General features: G+C 30.2%; 12 protein-coding genes. 6 read left to right on the plus strand and 6 right to left on the minus strand.

The annotated features are described in order from the left end of the window. The first annotated feature begins 161 nt into the window (after positions 1-161). The 6 genes from D2A34_RS02605 (at position 162) to D2A34_RS02630 (ending at position 7,594) form a co-directional block, all read left to right on the plus strand. Positions 162-1,331, plus strand: coding sequence for a galactokinase (locus D2A34_RS02605; protein ID WP_079440356.1), 1,170 nt, complete (start codon positions 162-164; stop codon positions 1,329-1,331). 161 nt (positions 1,332-1,492) lie between these two features. Further along, positions 1,493-2,485, plus strand: coding sequence for a UDP-glucose 4-epimerase GalE (gene galE, locus D2A34_RS02610; RefSeq protein WP_079440357.1), 993 nt, complete (start codon positions 1,493-1,495; stop codon positions 2,483-2,485). A gap of 158 nt (positions 2,486-2,643) precedes the next feature. Then, the gene (gene galT, locus D2A34_RS02615) at positions 2,644-4,143 is read left to right on the plus strand and encodes a UDP-glucose--hexose-1-phosphate uridylyltransferase (RefSeq protein WP_079440358.1); all 1,500 of its coding nucleotides are present in this window, start codon (positions 2,644-2,646) and stop codon (positions 4,141-4,143) included. Positions 4,144-4,155: 12 nt separating this feature from the next. Next, positions 4,156-5,169, plus strand: a complete 1,014-nt coding sequence (locus D2A34_RS02620) for a LacI family DNA-binding transcriptional regulator (RefSeq protein ID WP_079440359.1) — start codon at positions 4,156-4,158, stop codon at positions 5,167-5,169. Positions 5,170-5,432: 263 nt separating this feature from the next. After that, positions 5,433-6,854, plus strand: coding sequence for a putative DNA modification/repair radical SAM protein (locus D2A34_RS02625; RefSeq protein WP_079440360.1), 1,422 nt, complete (start codon positions 5,433-5,435; stop codon positions 6,852-6,854). A 2-nt stretch (positions 6,855-6,856) separates the two neighbouring features. After that, a complete protein-coding gene (locus tag D2A34_RS02630; protein WP_079440361.1) occupies positions 6,857-7,594 on the plus strand; it encodes a TIGR03915 family putative DNA repair protein in 738 nt (245 codons plus the stop codon). Positions 7,595-7,640: 46 nt separating this feature from the next. Here the strand turns inward: D2A34_RS02630 and D2A34_RS02635 are convergent, their stop codons facing one another. The 6 genes from D2A34_RS02635 to D2A34_RS02660 all read right to left on the minus strand — a co-directional run bounded on the left by D2A34_RS02635 (position 7,641) and on the right by D2A34_RS02660 (position 15,069). Beyond that, positions 7,641-8,207: a beta-class carbonic anhydrase gene (locus tag D2A34_RS02635; protein ID WP_079440362.1), complete on the minus strand. Its 567-nt coding sequence runs from the start codon at positions 8,205-8,207 to the stop codon at positions 7,641-7,643. Positions 8,208-8,359: 152 nt separating this feature from the next. Further along, on the minus strand, positions 8,360-9,406 hold the full coding sequence (locus D2A34_RS02640; RefSeq protein ID WP_079440363.1) for a galactose ABC transporter substrate-binding protein: 1,047 nt from the start codon (positions 9,404-9,406) through the stop codon (positions 8,360-8,362). A gap of 71 nt (positions 9,407-9,477) precedes the next feature. Then, positions 9,478-10,521: a galactose ABC transporter substrate-binding protein gene (locus tag D2A34_RS02645; RefSeq protein ID WP_079440364.1), complete on the minus strand. Its 1,044-nt coding sequence runs from the start codon at positions 10,519-10,521 to the stop codon at positions 9,478-9,480. Positions 10,522-11,140: 619 nt separating this feature from the next. Then, positions 11,141-12,199 carry a galactose ABC transporter substrate-binding protein gene (locus tag D2A34_RS02650; protein ID WP_079440365.1) on the minus strand — a complete coding sequence of 353 codons (1,059 nt, stop codon included), beginning with the start codon at positions 12,197-12,199 and terminating at the stop codon, positions 11,141-11,143. Positions 12,200-12,280: 81 nt separating this feature from the next. Next, complete coding sequence (locus tag D2A34_RS02655; protein ID WP_119365642.1) at positions 12,281-13,261, minus strand: substrate-binding domain-containing protein; 981 nt, start codon at positions 13,259-13,261, stop codon at positions 12,281-12,283. Then, a complete protein-coding gene (locus D2A34_RS02660; RefSeq protein WP_119365643.1) occupies positions 13,261-15,069 on the minus strand; it encodes a sensor histidine kinase in 1,809 nt (602 codons plus the stop codon). The genes D2A34_RS02655 and D2A34_RS02660 overlap by 1 nt, the downstream gene beginning before the upstream one ends. Positions 15,070-15,080 lie beyond the last annotated feature (11 nt).

A 15,080-nucleotide genomic window follows, 5' to 3' on the forward strand; every position in this document is an offset into this window, starting at 1 on the left:
TTCCTCAAACCCGCTAAAACCAAGCATCTCCTTATACATTCCAGCAATACTCATGTTTTACACCCTGAAAATTCATAAAATATCATTATGATTTTATAAAATTCCCCCTTTACTTTTTTATAGTAATCGCTTACTATAAATATAAGAAGGAGGAATGAAATATGGAAGATATCAATATATTAAAAGGTAATTTTAGTGAACTATTTAAGAAGGACTCTGAAAATGTTTTCTTCTCGCCTGGTAGAGTTAACTTAATTGGTGAACATACTGATTATAATGGAGGTAATGTTTTTCCTTGTGCTCTTACTATAGGGACTTATGCTTTGGTAAAACAAAGAGATGATAAAAAAGTATTAGTTAGCTCTTTAAATTTCAAAGAATTAGGCATCTTAGAATTTGATCTAGAAGATATGGTATATGAAAAACAGCATGATTGGGCTAATTATCCTAAGGGTGTAATTAAAACTTTTGAGAATCATGGATATAAAATTCCTAACGGTTTTGAAATACTATTCTATGGAAATATTCCTAACGGTTCTGGTTTATCTTCTTCTGCTTCAATAGAAGTTTTAACTGGTGCAATATTGAATGATTTATTCAATTTAAATATTAATATGGTAGATATAGTAAAAATGTGCCAAGAAGCTGAAAATAAATTCATCGGAGTAAATTGTGGTATTATGGATCAATTTGCTATTGGCATGGGAAAAGAAAACTGTGCAATTCTTTTAGATTGCAACACTTTAAAATATTCTTATAGTAAGCTAGCTATGGACGGATATAAAATAGTAATTGCAAATACAAACAAGAAGCGTGGACTCGCTGATTCTAAATACAACGAAAGACGTAGTGAATGCGAAACTGCATTAGCTGAAATCCAAAAAGTTAAAAACATAAATGCTTTAGGTGAACTTACGGAAGAAGAATTTGAAGAAATAAAATCTTGTATTTCAGATCCTATTAAAGCAAAAAGAGCTAAACACGCAGTATACGAGAACAGAAGAACTTTGAAAGCTGTAAAAGCTCTAGAAGAAAATGATTTAGCTCTATTTGGAAAACTTATGAATGACTCTCATGTATCTCTAAGAGATGATTACGAAGTTACTGGATTAGAATTAGATACTTTAGTTGCTCTTGCTTGGGAAAGCGAAGGAGTAATTGGCGCTCGTATGACAGGTGCTGGTTTTGGAGGATGCACAGTTAATATTGTAAAAGAAGACTGTATAGACTCATTCATCGAAAAAGTAAAAGCTGAATATACTAATAAGATTGGTCATGAACCTAGTTTCTATGTAGTTAGCATTTCAGATGGAACTAGAAAAATTATTTAGAAACTAATTGGAATTATACCAAATTAAGTTTATCATAATAAATGTATTCTAAAACTTTCAAACTTTAATATATAGAAATGCTTTTATAGCTATGAACTAAAAAATAGATTTAGCTAATCAAATTTTAGAATATATATTCTTTAAATGAAGGAGATGTTAATATGTCAATATTAGTTTGTGGTGGTGCTGGATACATTGGTTCACATACAGTACATGAGCTTATAAAACAAAATAAAGACGTTATAATTGTTGATAATCTACAATCAGGCCATTTGAAGGCTGTTCATCCAAAAGCAAAATTTTATAAAGGTGATATCCGTGATTCAGAATTCTTAGATAAAGTTTTTTCTGAAAATAATGTTGAAGCTATCATACATTTTGCTGCTAATTCTTTAGTTGGTGAAAGTATGGTTAAACCTCTGCTTTACTTCAATAATAATGTATATGGAATGCAGATATTACTTGAAAGCATGGTTAAACATGATATTAAGTATATAGTTTTCTCTTCAACAGCAGCAGTTTACGGAGAACCAAAGAGAATTCCAATTTCTGAAGGTGATGAAACCAATCCAACAAATACTTATGGTGAAACAAAGCTAACTATGGAAAAAATGATGAAATGGGTTAACAAAGCTAACGGAATAAATTATGTTTCTTTAAGATATTTTAATGCTGCTGGTGCACTAGAAGATGGAAGCATCGGTGAAGACCATTCACCTGAAAGCCACTTAATTCCACTAATCCTTCAAGTTCCACTCGGAAAAAGAGATGCTATAACTGTTTTCGGGGAAGATTATGATACTCCAGACGGTACTTGTATAAGAGATTATATTCATGTACTTGATTTAGCAGATGCACATATAAAGGCTGTTGAGTATTTACAAAAAGGTAATGAAAGTAACATCTTCAACCTAGGTAACGGATTTGGATTTAGTGTTAAAGAAATGATTGATTCAGCAAGAGAAACTACTAATGAAGAAATTAATGTTGTTGTAGGTGAAAGGCGTGCTGGAGATCCTGCAAGGTTAATAGCTTCAAATGAAAAAGCTCGAAAACTTCTAGGATGGACACCTAAATATACAGATGTTAAAGCTATTATAAAAACAGCTTGGACATGGCATAAAAATAATCCAAACGGCTATGAAGATAAATAAAAGTTTAGTGACAAATTAAAAATTATAAGTGATAAGTTTAAAAATAAAAGCCACTGACTTTTTCAAGAACTTTTTTAGAAATCACCAGAAGTGATTTCATCATTAAACTTATCACTTTTCACTTGCTACTTGTCATTAAGAATTACGGGGGTTTTAACATGATAAATATAAATCATGAGATAAGCAGACTTATAAATTTTGCATTGAAAAAAGAACTGATAAATACTGATGACGTAATATATTCTACAAATATGTTACTTGGCACTTTAAATATAAACGAGTATGAAGTTTCTAATGTTAATGACAACCTTGAAACTCCAACTCCTATTTTAGAAAATATTTTAGATTATGCTTGTGAAAATAAATTAATTGAAGATACAGTAACTGAAAGAGACTTATTTGATACCGCTATAATGAATTGCGTTATGCCAAGGCCTTCTGAAGTTATTAGCAAATACAACGAATTATATAAAGAATCTCCACAAAAAGCTACTGAATACTACTACGCTTTAAGCATTGCTTCAAACTATATAAGAAAAGATAGAATTGATAAAAACGTAGTTTGGAAAGCTCCTACAGAATATGGAGACCTAGATATCACAATTAATTTATCAAAACCTGAAAAAGATCCAAGAGATATTGCAAAAGCAAAATTAGTAAAATCCAGTTCATATCCAAAATGCTTACTATGTAAAGAAAATGAAGGGTTTTATGGACATATAAATCATCCCGCAAGACAAACTCACAGGATTATACCGCTGGATTTTGATACAAAAAAATATTTCTTGCAGTATTCCCCTTATACTTATTATAATGAGCATTGTATTATATTTAATAGCGAACATATACCTATGAAAATCAACAAAGATACTTTTAAGAATTTATTAGTATTTACTGATATACTACCTCATTATTTTGCTGGTTCCAATGCTGATTTACCTATTGTGGGCGGTTCAATACTATCTCACGACCATTACCAAGGTGGTCATTATACTTTTGCCATGGAAGAAGCCCCTATAGAAAAGACATATACTATAAAAAATTACGAAGATATTGAAGTCGGAAGAGTTAAGTGGCCTATGTCTGTTGTTAGAATTTCAGGTACTAATAAAGATAAAATACTAGATTTAGCAGGACATATTTTGTCTTCTTGGAGAGGTTATTCTGATGAATCTGTAGATATAATGAGCCATTCAAACGAAGAACCACATAACACTATAACTCCTATTGCAAGAAAAAGAGATGGTAAGTATGAACTTGATTTAGTTTTAAGAAATAATAGAACTAGCGATGAACATCCTCTTGGTATTTTCCATCCTCATGATGAAGTACATCATATTAAGAAAGAAAATATAGGATTAATAGAAGTTATGGGGCTTGCAGTTCTTCCTGCAAGACTTAAGGAGGAATTAAATTCCCTAAAGGATTATTTAATTAATAGAAAAGCTGATATTTCAGATGATGAAATGGTAGCAAAACATTCTGATTGGTATAAATACCTTTTACAAAAGCATGTTAACATATCCAAGGAAAATGTTGATGAATTATTAAAAGAAGAAGTCGGCTTAAAATTCTTGGAAGTATTATGTCATGCAGGTGTTTTCAAAAGGAATGAATTAGGATTAGCTGCTTTTGATAAATTTATAAATATATTGTAAGGTGGAATAATTATGAAGATAACTATAGTAGATGTGGCTAAAAAAGCAAACGTATCTGTGGCAACAGTTTCAAGAGTAATGAATGGAAACTACCCTGTAAAGGAAGAAACCAAAAAAAAGGTATTAGAAGTAATAGATGAACTAAAATATATTCCTAATATGCAGGCACGTGAACTTACGCAGCAAAAGTCAGCTACTATAGGTGTTGTAGTTCCTAGTATTAATAATATGTTTTTCCCTGAGGTTATTAATGGCATTGAAAATAGCTTAAAACTCAACTCTTTGTCTTTAGTTTTAGCTTGTAGTAATAATGATAAAGATGATGAACAAACATGTATAAATAATTTATTATCTAGGAATGTATCTGGAATAATTGTTATAGACCCTAATACAGAAAATGTAAAATCTAAATTTTATCATAATATTTCAAAGCAAACTCCCCTTGTATTTGTAAATGGGTACTCAGTATCTAATAATATTTCATCAGTGATTAATGATGAAGCTATGGGTGCAAATATGGCTTTGAATCATCTCATAGATAACAATCACAAAGACATCCTATTTGTTAGAGGAAAAGATAGTTATTCTTACGATGTAAAAGAAAAAGTTTATAGAGAAATAATGCAAGAATTAAATAATTATAAACCCGAAAATATTATCAACATCGGCAATGGTAATAGCAGCGAGACTGTGGATAATACTCTTAATATGTTCTTAGATATCCTAAAAACTACATCTGCAACTGCAGTTTTTGCCTGTAATGATCTTATGGCTGTTGGTGTTCTCAATGCTTGTAAGAAATTGAATTTAGACGTGCCTTCAAAATTATCAATCATTGGATTTGATAATATTGACTTAAGTAAATTTGTAGAACCGAAACTGACTACAATTGATCAAAACATGTTTCTTCTTGGAACAAATGCCGCAATGTTGTTAATAGAAAAAATAGAGTATGACAATTCATACAGTAAGCGAATAATACTTATGAACTCCTTGATTGAGCGTGATACTGTAGGTCCTGCTTAAAATAAATATAAATTATCGTAACTTAATTTTACGTATGAACCAAAATAAATTAGATACATGTTATTGTGCAAGCATGTATCTAATTTTATTTTGCGTCTTAATAAAAAAGTCTTACACCACTTAAGTTTTATTAAAAGTTTCACAAAATATTAATACCCCGTTGCACTAGAACATATATTCGTATATAATATTATTACGAATATATGTTCGAGGATACTATTCCTTAAAACTTATATATTTTTTATTTCAAGGAAGTGTAATGTATGGATTTAATGAGCAAATTAAAAATTTTATCTAATGCAGCGAAATATGATGTCTCTTGTTCTTCTTCTGGATCAAAGAGAAAAAATTCTAATAATGGAATTGGGAATGCATCTGAAAGCGGCATCTGTCATAGCTTTACCCCTGATGGACGCTGTATTTCTTTGCTTAAAATATTACTTTCAAACGACTGCGTTTTTGATTGCAAATACTGTATCAACGGATTATCACATGATTTCTTAAGAGTCAGTTTCACCCCAGATGAAGTTTGCGATCTTACAGTTAATTTTTATAAACGTAATTATATTGAAGGGTTGTTTTTAAGCTCTGCCATTGTTAATAATCCCAATCATACAATGGAACTTTTACTACAAACTGTTAGAAAGCTGCGCGAAGAAAAAAAGTTTAATGGATATATTCATCTTAAAGCGATTCCAGGTGCAGATGAGGTATTAATTGAAAAGGCTGGTACATATGTAGATAGAATGAGTGTAAATATAGAGCTTCCATCAAGTGACAGCCTGAAACTTTTAGCTCCTCAAAAAAGTAAGGATAAAATTCTAAGTCCCATGAAGACTATTAAAAATTCCATAATTAACTATGGTGAGATGAAAAAAAGTATAAAAAGTACTCCCTTGTTTGTTCCTGGCGGTCAAAGCACCCAACTAATTGTAGGAGCTACTCCTGAAAGTGACAGAAAAATAATAAAGCTTTCTGAAGCTCTTTATAATAACTTTAGTTTAAAAAGGGTTTATTACTCTGCTTACGTTCCTGTTATAAAAGATAATAAACTTCTTCCTGACATAACTCATCCTCCTATGCTTCGAGAACATAGATTATATCAAGCAGATTGGCTGCTTAGATATTATGGTTTTAAAGCTGATGAACTTTTAAAGAACGAAAATGATAATTTTGATTTAAATTTTGATCCTAAAACCCATTGGGCTTTGTCAAATTTAACCGAATTTCCAATAGAAATTAATAAAGCTTCCTACGAAAAATTATTACGTATACCTGGTATAGGAGTAACTTCTGCCAAAAAGATTCTAAAAATCAGAAGAGTTCACAATTTAACTTTTGAAGATTTGAGAAATATACGAGTGACTCTCAAAAGAGCAAAATACTTTATTACTTGCAGTGGGAAATATTATGGTGATGTTTTATTCGATGATATCAAAATAAAAAATAAACTTCTAGAGCAAAATGTTCCTAAAGGTGTAAATTTAAATCCTAATCAATTGTCTTTTTTCGATATGTATCCTTTAGAAGAAAAAACTATGCCATCAGGCATTATAATTCCTAAAGAAATTAATACTTCATTAGATAAATTAAATAATATATCTAATAAGCCTAATCTGTTGTTACCTGAGCATAATATTTCACTAATAAATGATAAATTTACTTCTATAAGCGGAGAGTTTTAATTATGAATATCTACATATATGATGATACTTTCGAAGGTTTATTGACTTCAATATATTATGGTTTTTATTCTAAAGATAGTCCTACATCTATCTATGGAAGAAATGAATCGAACACTCCCCTTTTGCTTGGGAATATTATCGATATATCTACTGAAAAAGACAAATTTAAGAAAGTAAAAGATGCAATAATAAACAAAATAGATTTTCTAGCTTTAAAAAAGATATATCTAGTATATTTAAGTAGCACTGAAGAAAAAGCTATGATTATTTTTAAATATTTGAAAGCAGCATTTAAACTCGGGCATGATGTTCATAGTTTTCTTAATATAGATATAATAAGACACGTAGATAATATAAATAGACGAGTTTCATTGGAAAGCCATAGATTTGAGGGCTTTGTTAGATTTAATTATATAGATGATAAGTTTTTATATTCTTCAATCGAGCCTGATAATGACATTCTAGAACTTCTTGGCGACCACTTTAAAAGTAGATATCCAGAAGAATATTTTATAATTCATGATATTTCAAGAGAGAAGGCTTTAATATACAATAAGTCCTCCTATGAAATAATTCATATGGATAATCAAAGCTATGAGGAACTTAAATCTCATAGTGATGAATATTCAACGCTTTGGAAAACTTACTTTAAATCAACAACTATTGAGGAACGGAAAAATTTAAAACTTCAGTCTAGAATGATGCCTAAAAGATATTGGAAACACATCTTGGAAACTTAAAATTTAATTATTAATGCCCTTAGATTATCTAAGGGCATTTAATACTTTATTTAATCTCACTACCATTTATTATTATTTCTAATTCTCCTGTATCTGGAGATATAATCAAACCATGGACTTTCACATCCTTTGGCATTAATGGGTGATTTTTAATCATCTTAACACTTTCTTTTATAGATTCTTCAACTGATTCAAATCCATGAAGCCATCCTTCAACATTTATACCTGCATTGTTTAACGTTGATATGGTTTCTTCTTGTATGCCCCTGTCTATCATTTTATTAACTAGACTTTTTGTGTCTAAATTACTCATTCCACAACCATGATGTCCTACTACAAAAACATCTTCTGTTCCAAATTCATACACTGCAACTAATATACTTCTCATTACCCCTCCAAATGGATGCATAACAGTCGCTCCTGCATCTTTGATGATTTTAGCATCACCATTCTTAATGTTCATTGCCTTTGGTAATAATTCTGTTAGTCTAGTATCCATGCAAGATAATATTACCATTTTCTTTTTTGGTATTTTAGTTGTTACGTATTCTTCATATTCTTTATTATGTATAAAGTTTTTGTTATACGTAATTATTTGTTCTAATTTACTCATTTTTAGCCCCACATCCTTATAATTTTATTTATGAAAAGTTCTTGATTGCAGCATAGCTGCTCTTTTTATTTGTGAATATTTTATTAATTTATATACTAATTTAACTTTATGATATTGTAAAGCTAATTATTTTACATTTTATACAAAAACAATTATTGAGGCATATATTTTTTATATGGAAGACGGATTGAAACTCCTGTTTCATCAAATTTATATTCTGTATCATAAAGAGAATTTCTATTATAAACTAGATTAGTTCCAACTTTATAAAGTGCTTTAGCTAAAGCATCAGGATCTTGAAGTACAGAACCTGCCATAATCCCTTCCTTTATTAATTTTTGGGCTTCTGGTATCGCATCCACTCCAACCACTGTTATTGTTTGAGTTTTATCCCCTTTGTTATAACCATACTCTTGCAACGCTTCAATTGCACCTATTGCCATAGAATCATTATTCGCAATTATTGCTTCAACTTTATTTCCAAGTTGTGAGAGTAATGCTTTTGTAGCACTTTTAGCTTCATCTTTATTCCAATTACAAACCTTTAAAGCAAGTTCTTGTGTTTTTATTCCTGAATTATTAATTGATAATATAGAATATTTTGTCCTTGTAACTGCTTCAAGATTATCACTTTCTCCCATCAACATAATATATTGTAATATTCCATCATTATTTTTATCTATTGGTGGCTCGTTGCTATTCCAAGCATTCGTAATAACTTTTCCTTGAAGCACACCAGCTTCAGCTACTTCTGTTCCTATGTAGTACGATTTATTATAGGATTTAATAGCTTCTATAGAAACTGGTTCCCTGTTAAACAAAATTCCAGGAATATTTTTCTCTTTAATTTTATTTATTACATCTCGTGTACTATTAGTATCTACTAAGTTTACCAATAAAAGATCCATATTGTTTTTTTCAAGTAATACATCAAGAGTTTTATTTTGAATTGATTGTTGATTTTTTCCATCAAAAAAAGTAAATTGGACTTTACCTTCATTTTCCTTTTGAATTTTTTCTAGGCTTTGACGCACAAAAGAAATATAATCATCGTCAAATCTATATAATAATACTCCTACATTAATAATTTTCCCCTCAGTAAGTCGCATATCAGCCTCCGCTAAATTTTCACTATAGCTTAACATTATTGTAACCATAATAACGAAAAGTCCAATAAACTTTAATACCTTTTTAAACATCTTCCTTCAATCCCTCCTTACTTTTCTAAACATGATTTTAAAATTTTACTATAATTATTCTTAATAATATTTTAACTACTCGCTATATATTCTTTATAAGGTATACGAACTGCAACTCCTGTCTCATCAAATGTATATTTAGTGCCCTCAAGTGGTGGTCTGCCAAAAACTAGATTTAATCCAATATCATAAGTCGCTTGAGCCATTTCATTAGCATCCTGCAAAACAGTGCCTGTCATAACACCTTGTTTAATTAACTCACGAGCTTCCGGAATAGCATCTACACCTACAACCGGTATCATCTTACTGTTACCGCCTTTATTATAACCATACTTTTGTAACACTTCAATTGCACCAATTGCCATCGCATCGTTATTAGCTATTATCGCTTCAATTTTATCACCATTTTGTAAAAATACTTGTTCCATAGCATCTCTAGCTAAATCTTCCTTCCAATCACATACTCTTAAAGCAATTTCTTGTGTTCTTATACCTGCATCATTTAAAGTTAAAACAGAATATTTGGTTCTACCAATTGCCTCCAAATTATCACGAGGTCCAGTTAACATAACATATTGCAATATATTATCACCGTTTTTATCTATATCTTTTTTACGTTTATTCCATTCATTAACAAGGATCTTTCCCTGAAGTATTCCCGCTTCTGCTGAATTTGTTCCCACAAAATAAGCTTTGTTATAAGATCTTACAGCATCTATGCTAGGCGGCTCTATATTAAATAAACCTATTGGCATATTGCTTTGCTTCGCCTTGTCTATGATATATTGCGATCCTTTAGAATCTGCTAAATTTAATAGTATTAAATCTGCACTATCGCTTTTAAGTACTAAATCAAGGTTTCGATTTTGTATTGCTTGATTGTCTTTACAGTCATAAAAAGTCATTTCAACTTTACCTTCGTTTTTCTTTTGAATTTCTTCAAAGCTTTGTTTAAGCAATACAGAGTATGGATCCTCTAAAGTACGTATTAATATACTTATTCTAACAGGCTTTTCCTCATTTACGCTACCATATGTCATTTTATAATGACTAGTTATATTAGTTATTATTATAAAAAATATAGTGAATGTTAAAACTCTTATAAATTTCTTCATTCTTACCCTCCAGTATCTTTCAATCGAAATCTTGCGATTTGAATTTAATTATTTAATTAGTTATCATATACTCCTTATGAGGAATCCGAATTTAAACTCCTGTCTCGTCAAATATACTTGATCAGAATAAGTCATATTTTCTTCTTTTACTAGGATAAATTATTAAACTCATGTATTATGATTCTCTAAATTACTTATAATTTTATTATGCATCTAATATATAAGTTTATACTTATCATTAATACTAAATTCCAATAGATTGCACAATTCTTAGTTAAGATATCAATTTAAAGTTTTCGTAAATTTTCAGACATGTTTATCTAATGACTCAAGTATTTAAGTCTCATAACCAAAAAATAGAACTATACGCTAATCCAAAAGTAAAAGTTATACAAATTTTAAAAATTTCATATAACCTTAACTTTAATAACTAGGTATAATTCTATATTTAGATATCATCGTTCGTTATTTAACTTTCTACATATATAGAAGGATGTGATAAATTCTTTTTTATACATCAAGATATGGAAAATCAGACGTTCAATCTATTGAATAACAGAGTCTACTCCCTTTCGGCAAATTACCTCATAAATCTAAGTCTCGTATTGTTTATCTATAGTTATTTCTTATTTTCTAAGTATAAATCTACATTTTCACTTGTAACCTGAGTATGTGGGGTTTTAATATATTTTCCTTTTTCTAATCCTTCTACAGAATTCACATCTCCATTGGTAGCCAGTGTATAAGCAATATTAAAAATTGCACTTGCCTGTTTTTTCGAATCATTAATAATAGTACCAATCATTAATCCATTTTTCACTGCTTCCAACGCTTTAGGCAATCCATCAATTCCTACAACAAGCGGCTTTTCTGTCAAACCTGAATTTTCTAATGCCTGTATAGCTCCAAGGGCCATATCGTCGTTATTACAAAAAACAACTTCTATTTTATTACCAAAATTTTTAATCCATTGTGTCATTTTTGTATTTGCCTGAGCATTCTGCCAATTTGCTGTGTCATCAGCTAGTTTTTCTAACTCAATTCCCTTTTGAGTTAAAGTTTTTATACAATACTCTGTTCTAATTAGAGCATCTTGATGACCCGGTTCTCCTTCAAGCATTACGTATTGAATTTTTCCATCTCCATTTTTATCTACAATTCTATTATCTTTTTCATATGCATTCATTATTATTCCTGCTTGTAACTCACCTGATTGTTCTGCCTGAGCTCCAACATAATAAAGCTTATTCCACCTTTCCATGTCTTCTTCCACAGGTTCTCTGTTAAAAAAAACAACTGGAATGTTTGCTGACTTTGCTTTATCAATAATCATGGAGGCTGCCGTTCTGTCAACCATATTAACACAAATAACATCATAGTTTTGCGCTACAAATTTATCTACTTGGTTACTTTGATTAATCAAGCTTCCCTTTGCATCTACAATATTAATTATTATTTTATATTTCCCCTCATTCTCTTTTTCCTTTGCTATCTCCTCAAGATTTTTAGTAATTGTTGATACAAAAACATCATCCTGCTTATATAACGTTACACCTATTTTTATCTCTTTAATATAGGTATTCTTATTTCCAACATTTACATTTACATTACATGCTGCTAATGAATTAACAATTAATGTCGTTGTCAAAATTCCACATAACCTCTTAATCAATTTCACTCAAAATCCCCCCGCCATATGATCTTGTTAGGTACCAAAATTTAAAACATTAAGGTAAAATATTAGTCTTTGAAGTAATATCTATCTAACAAATGGGAACAGTAATCTTTGATTTTCTTCAGAATACATATTATTCCTATTAATTACGGTAGAAGAAATAGTATTTTTATCTATTTTATTTCCATTAATTTTATTTACTGCCGTTTTTACGCTCAAATACCCCACATTAAATTCATTTTGAATAGCAGTCGCATTAATCACTCTATCTTCTAAAAACGATATAATTTTACTCGTACTTCCTGTTCCATAGATTTCAATATTCGCCTTTTCTTTATTTGTATTTGCTAAATCCTTTTTTACTTGAGAAATACTTTCTAATATACCTGTATCAAATGCCACCACTACATCAACCTTATTGTCTTCTAATAATTTTTTAGCTCCAGTATAATAGTTCTGCTGTTTATCATTAGATATTTCCCATAACATACAATTGTTTTTTGTTCTTTGCATGACACTCATAAATCCATCATATCGCTCCTTTATACTGCTACACTCTAAATTATTTTTTACGATAGCAATAGTACTAATGCCATTTCCATTCCTTGTTACTTCCTCACCTAAACTAACTCCAAGTTTATAATTATCACAAGAAATGCTTGGTAATATCTGGTCCGATTTAACAGATGATTCAAATAATATAACTGGTACCTTCTTCATTGCCTCTTCTATAGGTTCCGCCATTTTTTCATAATCTACTGGTGATATAATTATGGCATCTGCTTTATTTTTAATTTCCCGAGAAATAAGTTCAGTTTGTTCAAGGGTGCTATTTTCTTCTGATAGAGTAATAAAACTTATATTTACATTCATCTCCGAAGCAGCTTGATCTATGCCTTGTTTCATTATCATTAAACTTTCACTATTTTTCCCTCTAGTTACAACTGAGATATTATAAATTTTTTTATCCTTTTCATGCCATAATGTATCACTTAAAAGGAGCAGGAATGATAGCATTAGTAATAATAACACAACAAAAAATGTTTGCTTTCTTCTCTTTCTCACTATCTTAATTCCTCCTCTTTTTTAATTTTACTATACTCCTTAACTGGCATATGAATACGAATTGTTGTGCCTTCATCTGGTTCGCTGTATATTTCAAGGCCATAGCTCGTCCCAAAATATAACTGTATTCTTTCATGAACATTCTTTAGTCCAATACCTGAACTTTTCTTTTCGATCCTACTTTCATTAGTCAAAAGAGTATCGGCTACTTCCTGCAACATACCAAGTCCATTATCTATTACATCTATATATAGATTATCTTCCTTAGCATATGCTTTTATTAAAATTTCTCCATCGCCTCCCATAAACTCCATTCCATGATAAATAGCATTTTCGATTAATGGTTGAATTATCAACTTAATACTTGCCAAATCAAGAGTCTCTTCCTCTACCTCAATGCTATATGTGAATTTATTTTTATAACGTATATTTTGAATTGTTAAGTAATTACGGGCATGTTCAATTTCATCTCTTACTGTTATTATATTTTTTCCTTTACTTAAGCTTATTCTAAAAAGCTTAGCTAAAGCTGTTACCATTGTAATAGCTCCATCATAATTTTCATTTTCTATCATCCATATAATAGAGTCTAGTGTGTTATACAAAAAATGTGGATTAATTTGTGCTTGAAGTGCATTCAGTTCACTTTTCCTTTTTGATTCTTGTTGAATCATTATATTTTCCATAAGTATATGCATCTGGTTCACCATAGATTTTATTGCTTTCCCCAAGTGTTGAACTTCATACGAACCTCTAACCGATATATCTACATCTTTCACACCATTTTCAAGTTTTTTCACGCATTTCTCTAATGATCTTATAGGATTTGCAATACGAGAAGAAACAAACATATTAAGAAACACAAGAATGAAAATAGCAAAAGTCATAATAAACACTGCAAATATGCTCATCTGAGAATAATCTGAAGTGATATCTAGCATCGGAGTAATCCCTACAATTCTCCACCCTGTATAACCAACAGTTTTTACTGTAACTAGCCTTTTTTCTCCTTGAAATGTCTCTACATGATTTCCATCCTCATAATCCGCCTCAGCTTTATTATTCTCTTCAATCAAATTAGAATAAATTAGCTGTTGCCTAGGATGATATATTATTTCCCCTTCTCTATCAATTAAATATACGTATCCAGACTTGCCCATATTTACATTTTTGCAAATCTGTTCAATTCCGCTAAAATTCATATCAACTAATAAAACACCAGATGTAGTCTTCTTATTATTTGTAAGCTCAACCGCACGGCTTAACGATACAACCCACCGATACTTGGAGTCTGGATCCTGAAATAGGTTTTGGACATGGGGTGTTGAAAAATGCAAATTTTCTTTCTTATTTCCTGCTATAGTAAACCAATCATTTTCCCTCGGATCAACCGAGGTTTTAAGCTGACCAACAGGAGATGCTGCTACAACTTCACCATTTTGTGAAAAAACACATATGCTGATAAGCGAATCTTTATTGGTTTCATACAATAAGTCCAATTCTTTATCTATACTATCAGACGCCAAATCTTTCTTCTTTATTGCATTATAGTAAGTTGCATCTGATACCTTCATCATATTTCTTAAATAGTTATCTAAATTCAAGTTCACTTGATCCAACATGGACTTATTATTCTCTGATACCATATCTTCAGTAGAATTAATAAAACGTAAATATAGCGCCCCCCCAACAACAATCATTCCTATAACTGCAATCCCTGTAAATGAGATTGATATTATATGCTGTATACTTGCGTTTTTAAAATATCCAACAATCCTTTGTACACTTGCTCTTATTAATTTAAGCATAGTAAATCAAC

The organism is Clostridium chromiireducens, assembly GCF_003575225.1.
GTDB classification, from domain to species: Bacteria; Bacillota; Clostridia; order Clostridiales; family Clostridiaceae; genus Clostridium; species Clostridium chromiireducens.